The organism is Streptomyces resistomycificus (assembly GCF_001514265.1).
Lineage (GTDB): Bacteria > Actinomycetota > Actinomycetes > Streptomycetales > Streptomycetaceae > Streptomyces > Streptomyces resistomycificus.
Genome location: NZ_KQ948994.1, coordinates 344,015 through 360,367, shown reverse-complemented (window position 1 = coordinate 360,367; position 16,353 = coordinate 344,015). Strand labels below are relative to the sequence as shown.

14 protein-coding genes are annotated in these 16,353 nt (G+C 67.8%); 6 read left to right on the top strand and 8 right to left on the bottom strand.

Annotated elements, in window-relative coordinates; genetic code table 11:
* Positions 1-36: 36 nt before the first annotated feature.
* The gene (locus AQJ84_RS24510) at positions 37-1,311 is read right to left on the bottom strand and encodes an MFS transporter (RefSeq protein ID WP_078631500.1); all 1,275 of its coding nucleotides are present in this window, start codon (positions 1,309-1,311) and stop codon (positions 37-39) included.
* A 54-nt stretch (positions 1,312-1,365) separates the two neighbouring features.
* Here AQJ84_RS24510 and AQJ84_RS24505 point away from each other — a divergent pair, with 54 nt between their 5' ends.
* On the top strand, positions 1,366-1,893 hold the full coding sequence (locus tag AQJ84_RS24505) for a CGNR zinc finger domain-containing protein (protein ID WP_030037857.1): 528 nt from the start codon (positions 1,366-1,368) through the stop codon (positions 1,891-1,893).
* Between the two features lie 73 nt (positions 1,894-1,966).
* Here the strand turns inward: AQJ84_RS24505 and AQJ84_RS24500 are convergent, their stop codons facing one another.
* From AQJ84_RS24500 to AQJ84_RS24480, 5 genes are all read right to left on the bottom strand, one after another.
* Positions 1,967-3,325 carry a preATP grasp domain-containing protein gene (locus AQJ84_RS24500; RefSeq protein WP_030037858.1) on the bottom strand — a complete coding sequence of 453 codons (1,359 nt, stop codon included), beginning with the start codon at positions 3,323-3,325 and terminating at the stop codon, positions 1,967-1,969.
* A 78-nt stretch (positions 3,326-3,403) separates the two neighbouring features.
* Positions 3,404-3,823, bottom strand: coding sequence for a thioesterase family protein (locus AQJ84_RS24495; protein WP_051869482.1), 420 nt, complete (start codon positions 3,821-3,823; stop codon positions 3,404-3,406).
* Between the two features lie 37 nt (positions 3,824-3,860).
* Complete coding sequence (locus AQJ84_RS24490) at positions 3,861-5,012, bottom strand: acyl-CoA dehydrogenase family protein (RefSeq protein ID WP_030037860.1); 1,152 nt, start codon at positions 5,010-5,012, stop codon at positions 3,861-3,863.
* An 81-nt stretch (positions 5,013-5,093) separates the two neighbouring features.
* Positions 5,094-6,365, bottom strand: coding sequence for an aminotransferase class III-fold pyridoxal phosphate-dependent enzyme (locus AQJ84_RS24485; protein WP_051869484.1), 1,272 nt, complete (start codon positions 6,363-6,365; stop codon positions 5,094-5,096).
* A gap of 107 nt (positions 6,366-6,472) precedes the next feature.
* On the bottom strand, positions 6,473-7,453 hold the full coding sequence (locus tag AQJ84_RS24480) for a 3-oxoacyl-ACP synthase III family protein (RefSeq protein ID WP_030037862.1): 981 nt from the start codon (positions 7,451-7,453) through the stop codon (positions 6,473-6,475).
* 777 nt (positions 7,454-8,230) lie between these two features.
* Between AQJ84_RS24480 and AQJ84_RS24475 the strand changes: the two genes are divergently transcribed.
* Together AQJ84_RS24475 and AQJ84_RS24470 are read left to right on the top strand one after the other, a co-directional pair.
* Complete coding sequence (locus AQJ84_RS24475; protein WP_225877118.1) at positions 8,231-10,003, top strand: trypsin-like serine protease; 1,773 nt, start codon at positions 8,231-8,233, stop codon at positions 10,001-10,003.
* A gap of 119 nt (positions 10,004-10,122) precedes the next feature.
* Positions 10,123-10,512 carry a hypothetical protein gene (locus tag AQJ84_RS24470; protein WP_030037864.1) on the top strand — a complete coding sequence of 130 codons (390 nt, stop codon included), beginning with the start codon at positions 10,123-10,125 and terminating at the stop codon, positions 10,510-10,512.
* Positions 10,513-10,747: 235 nt separating this feature from the next.
* Here AQJ84_RS24470 and AQJ84_RS24465 read toward each other — a convergent pair whose 3' ends face one another.
* Positions 10,748-11,230: an SLATT domain-containing protein gene (locus AQJ84_RS24465; RefSeq protein WP_030037865.1), complete on the bottom strand. Its 483-nt coding sequence runs from the start codon at positions 11,228-11,230 to the stop codon at positions 10,748-10,750.
* A 372-nt stretch (positions 11,231-11,602) separates the two neighbouring features.
* On the opposite strand from AQJ84_RS24465, the gene AQJ84_RS24460 reads away from it, so the two are divergent.
* Together AQJ84_RS24460 and AQJ84_RS24455 are read left to right on the top strand one after the other, a co-directional pair.
* Positions 11,603-13,609: a GDSL-type esterase/lipase family protein gene (locus AQJ84_RS24460; protein WP_053191060.1), complete on the top strand. Its 2,007-nt coding sequence runs from the start codon at positions 11,603-11,605 to the stop codon at positions 13,607-13,609.
* Between the two features lie 731 nt (positions 13,610-14,340).
* Positions 14,341-14,721 (top strand): nuclear transport factor 2 family protein, encoded by a 381-nt coding sequence (locus AQJ84_RS24455; protein ID WP_030037867.1) that lies wholly within the window; start codon positions 14,341-14,343, stop codon positions 14,719-14,721.
* A 65-nt stretch (positions 14,722-14,786) separates the two neighbouring features.
* Here AQJ84_RS24455 and AQJ84_RS24450 read toward each other — a convergent pair whose 3' ends face one another.
* Positions 14,787-15,767, bottom strand: coding sequence for a helix-turn-helix transcriptional regulator (locus tag AQJ84_RS24450; protein WP_030037868.1), 981 nt, complete (start codon positions 15,765-15,767; stop codon positions 14,787-14,789).
* A 137-nt stretch (positions 15,768-15,904) separates the two neighbouring features.
* Here AQJ84_RS24450 and AQJ84_RS24445 point away from each other — a divergent pair, with 137 nt between their 5' ends.
* Positions 15,905-16,300 (top strand): RidA family protein, encoded by a 396-nt coding sequence (locus tag AQJ84_RS24445; protein WP_053191058.1) that lies wholly within the window; start codon positions 15,905-15,907, stop codon positions 16,298-16,300.
* Positions 16,301-16,353: the final 53 nt, after the last annotated feature.

Sequence of the window (16,353 nt, the reverse complement as noted above, 5' to 3'; positions counted from 1 at the left end):
GCGGATTCTGTGAGGCGCTGTGCCGGCTTCTTGGTGTCATGCATTGCGAGCCTCCTCGGCAGGAACATCGTCGCCGTGGACTTCGTCGGCTTGTTCGGGCGCTGTGGTTGTCCGGTGCATGCGTTCGCCCAGGAGCGACGCGGCCCCGAGGACGAGAGTGATCGCGGTGCAGGCGAGGAACGCGGTCCCGGCGTCCGTGACGCTGAGCAGGACGGAGGAGAGTATCCCCGCGATGCCGTAGCCGAGTCCGGCCGCGGCGTACAGAGTGGAGAAGCCGGTGGCCCAGGCCGTCTGCGGGAGAGCCTGCTGCAAAGCGAGGTTTCGGATGACCATGAGTGGGCTGTAGAGCAGTCCGCCGAGTGCGAAGGCGGCCGCGAAGAGGACGGGCTGCGAGGTCACTCCGGGGATGGCGAAGGCCACCGAGATGGCGGGCAGCAGGACGAGGGTCTGGCTGCGCGGGGTTCCGGGCCAGTGGCGGCTTCCGTACAGCAGGGCCGCGATGACGCTGCCTCCCGCGAACACGGCCATCACCGGTCCGGCCCAGGCGGCGGAGGCGTGGACGCTGTCGAGGCGGGCCGGGAGCAGGACGTCCACAGTGCCGATGAGGGACATGACGGTCGCCGAGAGCAGAGCAGTGGGCCACGCCATGCGCAGGACGTCGATGGTCCGCATGGGCGCGGCCTTCGCGACCTTGGTCCCCGGCGTGATGTCGGTGTGCGGGATCCGGCGTGCGAAGAAGGCCGGCGCGACCGTGATCACGGCCATGACCACCAGTACCGCCTGCGCTGAGGAGATCGCGTAGAGCAGCGAGACGAGGGAGGGGGCGAGGGCCCAGACGGTCTGCCCGAGGGTGCTCTCGAGGCTCAGTGCGGTGGGCCGCTGCGCTGATGGAGTGGTGGCGGACAGCTGGGCGCGCATTCCTCCGGAGACGCCGGCGGCACCGGCTCCGGCGAGGAACGTCAGGGCGATCAGTACGGGAACCGGAGCGAAGGCCGCGCTGACGGCGAGGGCCACGAAGGCTGTGCCTTCGAGACCGAGCGCGAGGCGGAGCTCCCCGACGAAGGGGCGGGTGTCGAAGCGGCGTCCCATGAACGGGGCGCCTGCCGCCTCGCCGAGGGCGTATGCCGCGGCGAGCAGGCCGCCAATGGCGAAGGAACGGGTGCTGTGGCCGATGAAGACCAGGGCCAGGGGCGCCATGACGACTGGGGCCCTGACCAGCATGGCCGCTATGTACCAAGTGGTGTGTCCGGGCAGTTGCAGAACGGCTCGGTAGCCGGTCGAGGGGGTACTGGTCATGTTGTTACCGGTCATAGAAATAGATGGTAACCAGGATAGGCGGCGTGTTTACCACCTACTCTGGACGGTATGTCGAAGACTGCTGTCATCTCAGAAGCCGAGGAACTGATGGCGTTCCTCAACACGTGGTTGATCCCCAACGACACCCGTCAGCCGACCGAGACACTGCCGGACCTTGCCACCGACCGAGATCGCTGGGACAAGACGTTCGCCCGCGTCCCCGCGCCGGTCACGCCGGCGGAGCGCGAGGAGTTGCTCGGGCTGCGGGACGAACTGCGCGCCGACGTCGAGGAGCGGGGGTGGGGCCGGCTCGATACCTGGCTGCAGCGTTCACCGCTGCGAGCACGCGTCCAGGAAGGACACCTGGTCCACCGCGGTGCGGACACTCCCACGGGGGAGGTGCTCAAGCTGGCGGTCGAACTGGTGGCACAGGGCAGGTGGACACGCGTGCGCGCCTGTCCCGACTGCCGCTGGGTCTTCTACGACCAGTCGCGCAACAACTCAAGAGTCTGGTGCAGCATGTACGCCGGAGAAACCGGAAGGGCCTGCGGCAGCATCGCCAAGGTCAAGGAGATGCGCTCCCGCAGTGCGGGGTGACGGCGCCGGGGCGGGTGACCGCGGCGTGTTCCGGTGTCCGCCGGAACACCCCACGGCCGTCGCGGTTCGTACGTCAGCAGGTGGTGGCGAGGTTCTGCAGCCGACGCTCGGTTTGTGCGGCGGTGGCTGCGTCGTCGCCGTAGACCAGGTACTGGACGGTTCCCGTGTAGGGGACGTCGTCGACCAGGAGGAGCGCTCCGCTCACCCCGCCGCGTCCGCTGAGCTGCTCGTCCTGCTCGATGGCCCACGCGAGCTTTTCGAAGGAGCTCACCTGCAGGTCGTTGCGCGTCAGAAGGGTGTACCGCTGCAGGTAGTCGGGACCCAGCACCCTACGCGCCGCGAAGTGCATATGAGTACAGCCACCGACGCGAGCGTTCACTTCGTTGAAGAGGATCGTGCCGTCGGCAGTGAGGATCGAATCGCAGTTGAGGTAGCCGCGGTACCCGGTCTGCTGAAGGTACTCGGCCATGGTGACGGACCAGTCCAGCATGGTGGCCTGCGCCTGTTCGGGCAGCGAGATGGGCGGGACGGCGAAGCCGTTCCAGACCGGCTCCATGCGCATGTCGCCGTAGTTCAGCACGACCGGCGCCGTCGGCGGGTCCGTGATCTCCACCTCGCTGTAGAGGGTGCGGCTGTGCGGGTAGTACACCTCGACGATGGTCTCGCTGGGGCGCAGGCCGGCGGGGAAGTCCCGTACTTGGTCCACGGCGGGGAAGGAGGACGCCAGCAGGGACTTCACGGCGTCGGGCGAGACAGAGGGATCGACGACGTGAGTCGTGGTGGCGCCGAGAGCGGGGACCGAGGCGTCCTGGGTGAACAGGACATTGCCGTAACCGCTGGCGCTGAAGTCCTCCTTGACGATGACCGATCCCGTGTGAGGGAGCAGTTCGACGACCGCGTGGGCGATGGCCTCGCGGTTGCGGCAGACCTGGCCGGGAGCCACGGGGACACCGAGGCCGGTGGCCCAGATCCGGAAGAACGACTTGCTGTTGAAGGCGTCGCTGCCGCCCTGGGCGAAGAACGGCGGGTTCTTGGCCGGGCTGTTCAGACCGAGAGTCCGGGCGAGCGAGGCGATGGAACGGTCATAGAGGTAGGGGGCGAGAGACCAGCTGTCGTCGACCACCTCGCGAAGGCGACCGATGACGTCAGGTGACTGGAGGCTGCCCTGGTCCATGAAGCGCTCCGTGGGATGCAGCGCATCCATACTCAGGAACGTCACCGAGTCCAGGTCGAGGTCGAGCACCGAGGCCAGGTAGGTACGGAACTCGGGGGTCAGAGGGCGATGAGTCAGCATCGCGTCGCCGTTCTCCAGCAGCCACGCGGTCCGAGTGGAGATCGCATGCTGCTTGTGGGCTCCCTTCGTGCCGAAGCTCTCCAACGAGCAGCCGAACATGTACTCCGAGGTGACGTTGCCGATGACGAGTTGAGGCATCGGAGGTCCTTTCAAACGGTTGGGCGGTGCGGGAGGGCCGGGCCGACGCGGTGTGCGGCCCGGCCCTAACGGTGGCGATCAGGCCGTACGAGAGGCGAGCTTCGCGGTGAACCTGTCGCGGTCGACCACAGCGCGGGTGTGCTCCCCGCGCAGCACCGTGCCGTGTGCGTCGTGACCTTCGACGGCGAAGGTGAGCTTCTTGCCGTCGACGCGGGTCAGCGTGGCGGTGAGGGTGACGCTCTCACCGGTCACCGTGGGGGCGAGGTGCGCGGAGTCGTGTGCGAGGCCAACCGTCATGGCGGGATCGGTGACGGCCGTTTCCACGACCTTCATCGCGGCGATCTCGCTCAGCCACAGAAGGACGGGAGTCGCGAGGACGTCCAGTTCGTTGCCCCAGTTCCTGGCGGAGTCCTGGGAGGTGACTGTGTGGTCCAGGGAGGCGGACGTACCGACCAACTCGGTGAGATCGAGGGTCTGTGCGGCGCTGCCGGTGGTCATGGTGCTCCTTGAGCGCGAGAAGGGGGACACGGGAGGATCAGGCAGCGGCGGGCACGGCCAGGCGGCGCATCTGGTTGAAGACGTTCTTGCGCTGCATTTCGGCGGTACCGCCGGCGATGACCGTGCCGAGGGCGTCCTTGAGGGCCTTGGTGTACGGGCCTTCCATGTACCCGAGGTGCCCGAAGACCCGCAGTGCCGTTTCCGTGCCGAGCTTGAGTGTCTCGGCGGCGTGGTACTTGGCCACCGAGCACATCATCGACGCCTGCGCGGACCCCTGCAGCAGGCTGTCGAGGGCACCGTACGAGACCCAGCGCGTCGCCTCGATGGCGAACTTGGCGTCGGTGACGCGCCCCTGGACGTACTGGTGCTCAGCGATGGGCACGTTGAAGGCGTGCCGCTGCTCGGTGTACGCGAGCACTTCGTCGAGCAGCGGGTCGAGGTAGGCGGCGGCAAGGATCCCGTACAGCAGACGGTCGAGAGAGATGGTGTTGTACACGGCTTCGAGCCCGCCCCCGACACCGCCGATGATGTTCTTCGCATCGACCACCACCTGGTCGAGGAGGATCGGGCCGGTGGGGCTGGTCTGGTTGCCCATCATGTCCTCGACGGGGCCCTGCTGGATTCCCTCGGCATGGAGATCGACCATGAACAGGGTGATGTCGCGGTCGCCGTGCTCGGGAACCCGGCCCAGGATCAGGGCGACGTCGGCTACTGGCCCGTTGGTGATGTGGTCCTTGTGGCCGGTGAGAACGTAGTGATCTCCGTGCGACGTGGCAGCGGTGCGGATGCGGGTGACGTCCGACCCTCCCGTGGTCTCGGTGAGCGCCGTGGCACCGACCTCGCCGTTGAGGAGTCGGGGCAGCCAGTACGCCCGCTGCTCGTCGGTCCCGTAGGTGATCAGCGAGCGAATGAGGCCGGCCTGCGCCACCATGGACAGGCAGAAGCCGAGGTCCCTGCCGCCTGTGGCTATGCCTTCGAAGGCTGCCACGAAGTCCCACCACGTGCCGTCGTCTCCGCCCCACTTGGACGGGACGGCGAGTCGCCAGACCCCGGCGTTGCTCATCTCCTGCCAGGACTCGCGGTCCAGGCGGCCTTCCTTGGTGCATGCTTCGGCTCGTTTGGCGACCGTGTCTGCGGCCAGCGCGGCGAAGCGATCGCGGATGTCGAGTTCGGAGAAGTGGCGGATCATCAGAAGAACTCCGGGTGGTTGAGATGAAGTCGGGCAAGGGGCGGGACCGTACCGGCGGTCGGATCGGGGCCGCCCCTGGTGTCAGACCGCTTGGAGGGCCTGCTCCTCGACAGCTGGGCTGGAGGAGATCCGCGAGAGCGCACGGTCCAGGCGGCGGGTCAGCTCGTCGAGCTCTTCGTGCGAGGCGGTCAGCGCGGGCGTCACCAGGACCGACTCCAGAGCCGGTGTCACTCCGGCCGGATAGATCAGCAGACCTTCTTCGCGGGCTGCCTCGGTGAGATCCAGGCAGCGGCCGGGGAAACGGGCCGGGTCGGGGTGCAGCCCGAGCGCCAACTGCATGCCCACACCGCGGACATCGCTGACGATCGGATGACGCGAGCGCAGAAGGTCCAGCTTCCTGCGTAGGTACTCCCCCGTGTGTCGAGCCTGGGCAGGAACCTCGTGAGCGCGCAGGTAGTCGACGACGGCGAGCCCTGCCGCGGCCGCCAGCGGATTGCCGGCCATGGTGTGGCCGAACAGCACGGTGTTCAACGGCTGCCCGAGTTCGTTCACCACCGCGTCGGACACCATCAACGCGGAGATGGTGGCGTACCCGGCGGAGATGCCCTTGCCCAGCACCATCACGTCGGGCGTGACATCGGCGTGGTCGCAGCCGAACCAACGGCCGGTTCGGCCCAGGCCCGTCATGACCTCGTCGGCGATCAGAAGGAACTGGTGCTCGTCGGCCAGCTCCCTGAGCCGGCGCATCGTCTCGGGGGCGGTGGGCACGGCTCCGGAGGAGGCGCCTCCGACCGGCTCGATGATGACGGCACTCAGGTTCGCCGGGCCGATCCGGTGGATGGCCTCCTCCCAGTCCTGCGTGCTCGCCCGCAGTGCGCCGTGCTTCGGTCGTACACGGGACACGGTGACCTGGTTGGCGAGCAGCGGTGTCAGGTGCCGGCGGCGTAGAGGATGACCGGAGGCTCCCAGCGCTCCGGACGTCATGCCGTGGTAGCTGGGTTCCTCCGTGAGGACCGTGCACTTGAAGGGGCGGTAGGCCTGGGCGTTCCTCAGCGTCGCCAGGCGGAGCGTCATCTCGATGGCTTCGGAACCGGAGTTGCAGTACTCCACGTGTGACAGATCGCCCGGCGCGAGTTCGACGAGCTGCTGGGTCAGCCGGATCAGGGGGTCCGAACGGAACTGCGTCCGGTAGGCGAAGCACGCCTTGTCCATCTGCTCCCGCATGCGGTCAAGGATCTCGGGCACCCCGTGCCCCACATTGACGTTGACCGCCCCCGAACAGCCGTCGAGATACTCCTGGCCGTCCTGGTCGTAGACGTACACGCCCCGGGCGTGACTGATGATGGGCAGCACGAATGGCTCCTGTTTCTGTGGTGAAGCGTTCACAGCGGACCAAGGGCGAAAGGCCCCAACGCCTCCTGAAAGGAGGCCGGCTCCGCCGGACAGGGAAGAAGAGGCCGTCAGTACCAGGTCAGCACGGTGGCTGCGGCTGTCATGCCGCCGCCGACGGCAGCGAGAAGGAGACGCTCGCCGCGCTGGAGGGGCCGCCGCTGGTGCTCCTGAGCGAGTGTCAGGGGAATGGAAGCCGCGGCCGTGTTGCCGAACAGCGGAGCGCTCATCGCCAAGCGGGACCGGTCGACCCCGATCGCGTCCGCCAGGCTGTGGACCAACCTCGTGTTTCCCTGGTGCAGCACCACGCGGTCGATGTCACCGACGCTCATACCAGCCTGTTCCAGGGCCTGGTGGACCGCCTTGGGTACGAACTGCAGTCCCCAGTCGCGGACCGCTCGCCCTTCCATCCTGAACAACTGGTCGCCGGAGTCGAGCCCGTTCTCGGTCAGCGGCCGCCGCGTGCCGCCGCCCTCCACCCGGACGAGGTCGGCCGCAGTGCCGTCCGTGAGCATGGCCGAACCCTGGATGCCGTATCCCTGGGGCACGCGGCCCAGGAGGACGGCGCCCGCGCCGTCGCCGAACAGGGAGACGGTGCGACGGTCGGAACGATCCATGATCGTCGAATACTTGTCGGCGGCCACCACGAGTGCGTGCGGAGAGCTGACGCGCGTGGCCATCAGAGCCTCCGCGACGGACAGTCCGAACAGGAAGCCCGAGCACACGGCGTTCAGGTCGAACGCGGGAATGCCGTCGAGACCCAGCCGCTGCTGCACCACACTCGCGGTCGCGGGTTGCGGCTGGTCCGGTGTGGCCGTCGCCATGACCAGCGCTCCGACGGTCTGGGCCACTGCGGCATCCGCAAGTAACGGCTCTGCCGCCCGCACGGCCATGTCGGAGGTCGCGGTGCGGTGATCGGCGTACCGGCGCTCCGAGATTCCGGTTCGAGCCTCGATCCATTCCGGATCCACCCCGGCCCATCTGGCCACTTGGTCGTTGCCCACCACCTGGGAGGGCGTAAATCCTCCGACGGACACGATCCCGATCGGCACGAGTACCTCCTGTGCTCTGTGGACGCCGTAGCAAACCTCGGTCAGCCACGGCGATCGAACTAGTGCAGCTGTCAGCGGTGTTGACACACCCTCGGGGGCAGCCGGCGGCGCCCCGCCTGTAGCTACGGGAACCATTCTTACCAGCATCGGCGAACACCGGTAAACATCAGTTTTCACCTTCAGTAACCAAGCGATAAGTGATGCGTGGTGATGGATGGTCGAATCATCCAGTTTTCTTGTGACGCAGAGTCACAAACCGTGACGTTCCTCATGTGTAGCGGCCACCCATATCACTGGAGGCATCCACCGACCTCCCATACGGCAACGGCGGGCCTCCGGATGCCCGATCATCAATCGTCGCTATCGCAAACACCTTGCGGAGGCTGCCGGTCGGGCCTGGAGGAGCCGCATCTCAGCCGATCAAGGGAACCTGCGGGTCGAACAGGCTGTCCGGCGGCGTGATCTTCCCGTTGCCCGCGCAGGAAGGCAGGGCCCCTGGCAGCTTGAGGATGCGAATCCGGGGCCAAGTCGTCAGCGAGGGCCGCAACCGCGTCCGGGACGATGATGTGCATCGTCTTCCCAACGGGCCGACCTCCGTGCAGTGACGAAGATCGGCCTGTTGGCGCTGATGGGAAGGGATGCGGCTCGCGTCCCTCCCGTCGCATGTTCCTCTGGGGGGACTCCTTGACCACGACACCGTCCGGCAGCCGTCACAGACGCCGGATACGCATTGCCCTGCCCGTCGCCGCCGCCGGCGTGGCCGCGGCCGTCGCCGCCATGCTGATGACCCCCTCCGCCGGTGCGGCCACCGCCATGCCGACCCCGACGGTGAAGCCGTCCCTCGACTCACCCTCGCTCTCCACCCTGGAGAAGCGCGTCGCGGGCGCCCTCGCCGGCGACGACACCGCAGGGCAGACGACCGAGAAGTCGTCGCTGAGCTCCGGCACGAACACGTCGAGCGTGGAACCGATGATCATCGGTGGCAGCGAGACCACCATCAGCACGGCTCCGTGGATGGCCCAGCTCTGGTACCACGACGACAGGAACACCACCGACACCGGCGACGACGTGAACCTCTTCTGCGGCGGCGCGGTCGTGGCGCCGACGAAGATCCTGACCGCCGCCCGCTGCCTCAGGAACGACAACAGGGACTACGACTGGCAGGCCCACGGCGCCGTCGTCACGGGTACCGACCAGCTGCCCACCACCGACTCCACCGGCACCACGGACCTGCACGGCGGGCAGGCCACGGCCGTGCTGCGCCAGTGGTGGCAACCGGGGTACGACCCGGTGGACAAGGAGGTGGGGAGGAACGAGAGCGACCTCGGCCTGCTCACCCTGGCCGTCCCGGTCAAGGCCACGCCGATCCGTATGGTCGGCTACGGCGACACCGGCTCGTACGCCGCCGGCACCCAGGCCAAGGTCTACGGCTGGGGCCGTACCAGCTCCACCAGCCAGGACAGCTCCCAGACGCTGCGGACGGCCACACTGACCCTGCAGTCCGACACCACCTGCTCCGGCGTCTACGACACGGCCTTCGCCGCGGGAAACATGGTCTGCGCGGGCACGCAGAGCGGGGGCGACACCGGTACCAGCGCGATGTGCGACGGCGACTTCGGCGGCCCGCTCGTGGTGGGCGGCAGGATCGTCGGCGTGGCCTCCTGGGGCTATTACAACGACTGCGTGGCGAAGGGCTACTACAGCGTCTTCACCAAGGTGAGCGCCTACGTCGGCTCCGCCTATCCCCGGATCGACGACACGAACCTGAGCACCTTCAACGGCAAGCCCGACGGCAAGGCCGACATCTTCGTCCGGGCCTCCTCCACGAAGACCGGCTACGAGAAGGACTCCAGCGGCAGCTCCTTCGGCGCCCGCGCCTCCTGGGGCAACTGGAGCGGCGTCAACCTGGTCCTCCAGACGGACCTCAACCGGGACGGCTACCAGGACCTGATCTACCGGGTCAGCTCCACCGGTGACGTGCGCTGGAAGCACTTCGTACTCAACAGCGCCCGCACGGACGGCTCCTGGACCGACACGAAGATCTTCACCGGCTGGAAGACCCGCACCCGGATCATCGCGCCGGGAGACGTCACCGGCGACTACCTGCCCGACATCCTGTCCGTGGACTCCGGCGGGTCGCTGTGGATCTACCCTGGCAAGGGCAACGGCACCTTCGGCTCCCGCTTCTCGGTGCGCACCGGCTGGAACCAGTACAACTCCGTGCGCGGCCACGGCGACCTCACCGGTGACGGCAAAGCCGACCTGCTCGCCCGTCAGTCAAGCACCGGCGACCTGTACCTGTACAAGGGCACCGGCAAGGCCGGCTCCGAGGCATTCTCCTCCCGGATCAAGGTGCGCAGCGCCTGGACCGGCTACAACGCCTTCGACGCGGTCGGCGACATCAGCGGCGACGGCAAGGCCGACTTCCTGGCCCGCACGTCCGGCGGCACGCTCTACCTCTACAAGGGCACCGGGAAGGCGACCACGGACATCTTTGCGCCACGGGTCTCGGTCGGCACCGGTTTCCAGCAGTACGACATCTGGGGCTGAAGCCGCAGACCGGCGAGGCTCGCCTCCGGAAAACGGTCACGCACAGAACGGGAAGCCGAACGTTCGGGGACGCGTAGGCAAGGTTGCGGCGGAACAGATGAGAGAAGAGATGAGACGCGATGACCGGCATGACAAAGGTCTGGCTGCCCTCCGCCGTCTGGGTCGTCGCCGCTGCGGCGAGTCTATGGACTGCGAGAGCACTCGCGACGGGTGACCTCACGGCGATCCCGTTGCTGGTCGTCTTCATCGTGGTCGGCGTCCTCGGCTTCCCCCTGGGCGTCGGCCTCGGCCGCCTGGGCGCCCGGCGGGAAGCCGTGGCGGCGGCCGCCCTGGCGGCCGTCTCCACGACGGCGACGTGCGCTGTCCACCTCCTCGGAGACGGCGCCTGGTGGACTCCAGGTGAAGGGATGGCCCTCATCCTGGTGGGCGTGATGTTCGCGGTGACGGTCCTGCCCTTGCTGGCGCTCGGGTTCTTCATCGGCTGGGCGGTGCGCGTTCACAGACGGTGAGGCTCCACACCAGGCGCGGCGCTGCTGCGGGGCCGCGGTGGCGGTGGCGGTGAGGGAGGTCGCTCGGTCGATCACAGCGGTTCGAGCAGCGCATGCCGCCCCCTCGATGAGCGAACCGCAGACGGTCACGCATCGGGTTCATCCCGATCCAGGCCGGCCCGTCACGCAGGGACTAGGCCGCCACAACCTGTTGCTGCGCGCACCACTTTGCACCTCTACGCACCTCTACGCACCTCTACCCATGCGTCGACGGCGCGGGTTGCCGACGCTGTTCCAGCCAGCCGCGGCTCAGGTCGTCCCAGATCGTCTGATACCGACCGAAGATCTCACCCAGCTGATCGAACGAGAGCTCGTCGGCGGCCGTCGACGCCACGAGATACTCCAGGTCATCGGCAAGCCGCTGGAACCGGTACTGCGCTTCCTCCATCAGAACCGACCGAGAGCGCCAGTTGAAGAACGGTTCGACGGCTCCCAGCAACGTCACCAACGCCACACACGCCAAGGCCAGACCAGCCCACGCGTTGAGATTCTGCAGGCCCAGGATGACGGTGGACGCAGCGGACAGTGCGAGCGTCGCCACCTTGGTGACGGAGGCGCTACGGCCGAACCGCCTCTTCTTGCCGCGAGCGTAGCCGTTGCCCTGACGAATCTTGTCCAGCAGGAGGGCGGCTGCCTCCGCCGGGCTGAGCCCGACACCTGGTCCACCGTCCGGCTGCACTCCGCCCCCAAAGTTCCGTCGCCAGCTCGCAGTCGCCCCCCGGCACGCGCTGTCCTGGCATGCCTCCCCTGCGCCGCCGCTCGATAGCCCCAACCGCGGAGGGTGATCGAGTGGTCAAGTCATGTTGGCACACGGTCAGATGCTCTGGCACAGGGGCCCGTCCACCACACACGGCCGTTCCGTGGCAACCCGCGGAATCAGAGGAGTCGTCAACTCCCTGTCGTCTGACAGTCCGCGGTCCCGCCAACGGGACCGATCGAGGTCATGGCGGCACCGGCTTCCGCTCGATCTCTTGACGCTGAACCGTTTCATTGCTTATCTCGAAAGGCTGTCTATGGGAGCGCTCCCACCCCACACGTGAAAGGGATCCCCATGCAGACCACCCCCCACCGCACCCCCTCACGCCACGCCAGACGCAGCGCAGCGGCCCTTATCACCGCTGCACTTATCGCCTGCCTGCTGTCCTGGGCGGGCGGCTCACCGGCTCAGGCCGCGCCGGGTGACGGCTCGGTGTCCGACCCCAACATCACCTACGTCGGCCGCTGGGACACCGGTACGGGCACCGCGGCGGTGCCCGGCTGGACCGGCGCGTATCTTCAGACCGCCTTCACCGGAACCACGGTGAAGGTCAAGGCCAGAGACGCGGTCAACCTCTACGTCAGCATCGACGGCGGATCCGACGTCTTCTACGCAGGCGTCCGCGGGACGGTGAACCTCACTCCCCGGCCCCTGTCCCCCGGCACGCACACCCTGCGTATCTCCTACCGCTCCGGCGACACCGTCTTCCAGGGCCTGGTGCTGGACTCCGGTGCGCGCACGGTCAGCGCGAACACGCCGTCCCAACTGGTGGAGTTCGTCGGCGACTCGATCACCGCCGGTGCCCTCACCGACCGGCTGGCGCTCGACTCGTACGCCTGGAAGACCGGCGAGCAGTTGGGGATGCGCCACACCCAGATCGCCCGCTCCGGCTACTGCCTCGTGGCCCGGTCCGGGTGTACGGGCCTGAGCACGCAGTTCTTCAAGACCAGCAGTACGGGCAACCAGGACTGGGACTTCTCCCGCTACCGGGCGAACGCGGTGGTCGTCAACCTCGGCACCAACGACATCGGTCACGGCGTGACCGGCGCCGCCTTCCAGTCGGCGTACACCGCCCTGCTGCGCGACATCCGCGCCAAGTACCCGAACGCACACCTCTTCGCGGTACAGACGCTCAAGAAGCGCTACGTCACCGAGACCAAGGCAGCCGTCGGCGCCCGCACCAACTCCGGTGACTCCAAGGTGCACTACGTCGACACCACGGGCTGGCTCACCGACGGCACCGACTACGAGGACGGCAACGGACATCCCAACGAGGCGGGCCACACCAAGTTCGCCAACCGGCTGTCCCCCGTGATCAGCGCCCGCCTCGCCGGCACTGCCACCAACTCCGCGCGAGCAGCGGCGCCCGGCCAGCCCGGTGACCCCAACATCAAGTTCGTCGGCCGCTGGGACACCCAGAGCTCCGCCACCGCCTACACCCCGTACTGGGCGGGCGCCTACTACCGGACCGGCTTCACCGGCCGGACCGTCAAGCTCAAGCAGCGGGGCACGATCGACTTCTGGGCGAGGATCGACAACGGGCCGGTGAAGTTCTACGACGACGTCAAGGGGACGGTGAACCTCACCCCGTCGCCACTGGCCGCCGGCAATCACACCCTCCAGGTCAACTACCAGGTGGTCGCTGGCTCCTACCGAGGGGACGCCATCTTCCAGGGGCTGGTTCTCGACAGCGGTGCCACGACGTTCGCGCCATCGGCGCCGGGCAAGCTGATCGAGTTCGTCGGCGACTCGATCACTGTGGGGACGACGTCCTCGCAGAACGCCCGTACCGCGTACGGCTGGCTGATCGGGGAACGGCTCGGCACCGAGCACACCCAGATCGCCCAGGGTGGCGCGTGCCTGGTCGCGGCGGCGGACGGATGCGTGGGACTGGAGCAGCAGTTCGGCAAGCTCAATCCGAACGCGGCCACGCCCGCCTGGAACTTCTCCCGCTACCAGGCGAACGCGGTCGTGATCAATCTCGGCACCAACGACGTCGGCCACGGGGTCAGTTCGACTCAGTTCCAGTCGGCGTACAGCAGCCTGCTGCGCAAGGTCCGGGCCGCCTATCCGCAGGCCTGGATCTTCGCCTTGGAGACCTTCCGCGGCCGGTACGTCCCACAGACCGAGGCGGCCGTCCGTGCTGCCGTCAGCGGCGGCGACTCCCGGGTCTCCTTCGTCGACACCACTGGCTGGCTCGGATCCGGCGATCTCACGGACTCGGTCCACCCCAACGACAAGGGCCACCGCGTCATCGCCGACCGCCTCGCACCGATCATCTCCGCGAGAATCGGCAGTTGAGGGAACCGCGAAGGGGGCCCCTTCCAGAACGCATCCAGGATGGGGCCGCCTGACCGGCGTCGGTTCTCATCGACATTCACCGGTCCCGTGATGCACCGACTGCTCCCCGAACACCGGGACATGCGGGTTCGCAGTAGCGTCAGTCGCGAGGCCAACCGCCCGTGCCCAGCGGGCGGCGGGCCGGTAGAGGGCCTTCCACCGTCGCATCGCCGGGTACCGGCGTGAATGGTTCGGCGGCGGCCCGCTCCGCAACGGTCCGGCCTCGGGTCTCGCTCATCGGCGGCTGGTCCTCAACGGGGCGAGGACCGGTGCCCAGGGGACGGCGTCTGACGTGCATGGGGTGAGTCTGGCAGGCAAACGATCAAGGCGGAAGCCCAGTAGGGGCCAGCGGGTGCCACAGTCGGCTCGGGGATGACTGCGGCACCCGCTGGCGCACGCAACCGGGATCCATCAGGGAGACCACATCCCGGCACGCGCAGGTCCTGGTGCCCCGTCAGGCCCCAGGTACACAGGGCCAACCAGGTGATCCGCGGCGCCACTGGACGACTGGCGCTGTGGCCGAATGGGTTCGCCGGGTACTTCAGGGCACCTGCGGGAGAGGGGTGCGCCGCCTCAGCGTACGCCCGTACGCCCGTACGCCCGTACGCCCGTATGCCCGTATGCCCGTATGCCCGTATGCCCGTATGCCCGTAATGCAGTACCGCACCCGGCGCCCGACCTACGGTGGCACCATGAGCGACCCGGAGAAGAACAAGGACACGGCTCAGGCCTTCTACGACCTGATGTTCAACCAGTGCCGCCCCGCCGAGGCCGTCGACCGGCACGTCGGAGAGACCTACATCCAGCACAATCCACACGTCGGCGACGGCAAGCAGGCTTTCATCGACTACTTCGAGCGCATGGCCACCGAGTACCCGGGCAAGCGGGTGGAGGTCAAGCGCGCCTTCGCCGAGGGCGACCATGTGATCCTGCACTGCCACCAGACCTGGCCCGACGAGGAGTACGCCGGTATCGACATCTTCCGTTTCGACGCAGGCGGCAAGATCGTCGAACACTGGGACGTCCTCCAGGTGATCCCACCCACCTCCAAAAACGACAACACCATGTTCTGACCATCACCCATTGTGGGCGCTGCCGGCTGTGGGGCAGCGGCGGAGCGACGCAGCCCCACAGCTCGTCAGGTACGGGATGCGTCTCGGTAACGGGTGGCCATCGCGGCGGCGCGGTGGCGTAGGGAGGCGCGCAGCGACTGCGGAGCCAGGGCTTCCGCGTCCGTGCCGAGCTGCCACATCGCCCATTCGGCGTGTCGGGAATCCTGGAAGGTCACCTCCAGGCGCAGCCAGCCGTCTGCGTCGGATGCTTCCGCGCGGACAGCCAGCGCGGTGTCCAGCAGTTCCTCCCGCCGCGCCGGGTTCACCCGTACCAGCACGGTGATGTGGTCGCCGCCGGAGAGAAACCGCGCGGAGCGTTCCCGCCAGATCCGGTCCAGATCGACCCCGTTCGGTCGCTCAGCCGCTTCGGGGAGTTCCTCGGCGTCCAACACCCGCGACAGCCGGTAGGTGCGGTCAGCGCCAGATCTCGTGGCCAGCAAGTAGACCCGGTCGCGTACGGTGACCAGGCCGATCGGGTCCACCGTGCGCCACTGTGGTGTCTGGCCTGTGGCCGCGTAGTGGATGCGCAGTTTGTGTCCGGCGAGCACCGCGCGCCTGACCTCGATCATGGTGGTGTCGGGTATCTCCTCGGTGGCCGGCCGACGGGAGAGCAGGTCGGTCTCCGGGTCGACGAGAAATCTCTGGGCCGCGTCGCTCGCGGTGGCCCGGTGGCTTTCGGGCAGCGCGTCGACCACCTTCCGCATGGCCGAAGCGAGCGCCGAGCCGAGGCCGAACACCTGCTCTCCGCGTCCCGACCCCGCTGTCAGCAAGGCGAGAGCCTCGTCGTGGTTCAGTCCGGTGAGCTCGGTCTGGAAACCGGGCAGCAGGGCGAACCCGCCGTGCCTGCCGCGTTCGGCGTAGACCGGGACGCCGGCCGCGGACAGCGCCTCGATGTCGCGCAGCACGGTGCGGGTGGACACCTCCAGCTCGCGGGCCAGCGTGTCAGCTGTCAACCGACCGCGCTGGCGCAGCAGTAGCACCAGTGAGACCAACCGGTCGGCACGCATACGAGAACTCTAGAGGAATACGTGACTGAGGGTGTCGTGATTTGTTGGGAGGCTCGTCGACGCGACGTCAAGAGCTGGCGGCTAGCGAGCCGATGGACGTACGGACTCCCTATGAATCGAACGGAGCTGATGTGGCAGTGGAACGAACGGCGGTCAACCCGGTGAAGTGGTCGGTGGAGATGGGATTCAACCAGGGTGAGGTCGTCTCCGGGCACACACGGACCCTGTACGTCTCGGGGCAGACCGCCATGAGCGACGACGGCAAGCCCCAGCACGACGGTGACATGGCGGCGCAGTTGACGCTGAGCGTCGACAACCTGGAGGCCGTGCTCGGCGAGGCCGGCATGTCTCTCGCGAACCTCGTCCGGCTCAACGTGTACACGACCGACGTCGATCTGCTCCTCCAGCATTACGGCGTGCTGGCGGCGCGGTTGGGTGCCGCCGGGGTGGCGCCTACGTCCACGATGCTCGGGGTGACGCGACTGGCGATCCCCGGCCAGATGGTCGAGTTGGAGGGAACCGCCGTCGCCTGATGCGACGCCGTCGCCCCTGCGGCTCGTGCCGGGTGAACCGGCACGAGCCGCAG